Source organism: Spiroplasma sp. hy2 (assembly GCF_044714365.1).
Lineage (GTDB): Bacteria > Bacillota_I > Bacilli_A > Mycoplasmatales > Mycoplasmataceae > Spiroplasma > Spiroplasma phoeniceum.
Genome location: NZ_RXFZ02000311.1, coordinates 1 through 707 on the forward strand (window position 1 = coordinate 1; position 707 = coordinate 707).

Consider the following 707-nt stretch of genomic DNA (forward strand, 5'->3'; position numbering starts at 1 on the left):
ATATTTAAGATATTGCCCTTTCTCTGAATCAATTAATAATTTTGGTTTTACAAATAAAAAAACCATTTTAGTAAATGGTTTAATTATTATTCTTATTCAATTTCCGAGTTTTTTCCAAAACCCTTATTTTATTTATACGACCAATTATTTTTAATGTTGATATGAAATAACTAATTTACCAACACTTAACAAAAATGAAAGGTACATAGTGAGGTGCTTTTATGTTAAAGATTGGAACCATTGGTACAGGTAATATTGTGAGTGAATTTATTGATGCTTGTCGTGATGTACAAGGAGTTAAAATTACTTCTCTTTATTCACGTAGTTTAGAAAAAGCTAAATTTTTTGCTTCAAAAAATAATTTATTAGTCCATATTGTAGATAATTTTGAAGATATGTTAGATTATATTGATATTATTTATATTGCTTCACCAAATGGTTTGCATTATCAACAAGCAAAGTATTTTTTGCAACAATAAAAGCATGTTTTAGTTGAAAAACCGGCAACTTTTTTTGCACATGAATTAATTGAATTAAAACAAATAGCAGAAATTAATAATGTTTTTTTGATGGAAGCTTTTAAACTCTTACATTTGTCAGCTTATCAAATTTTACAAACAAATGTTAATAAAATTAAACCTTTTTTAGCTTGTTTTCATTGCAGCCAGTATTCAAGTCGAATGAAAGAAGTTTTATTAGANNYYTWT

1 protein-coding gene is annotated in these 707 nt (G+C 24.9%); it reads left to right on the forward strand.

Features of this window, described 5'->3' with window-relative positions:
• Positions 1 to 221 precede the first annotated feature (221 nt).
• Complete coding sequence (locus tag EHV01_RS06255) at positions 222 to 479, forward strand: Gfo/Idh/MocA family protein (RefSeq protein ID WP_422066707.1); 258 nt, start codon at positions 222 to 224, stop codon at positions 477 to 479.
• Positions 480 to 707: the final 228 nt, after the last annotated feature.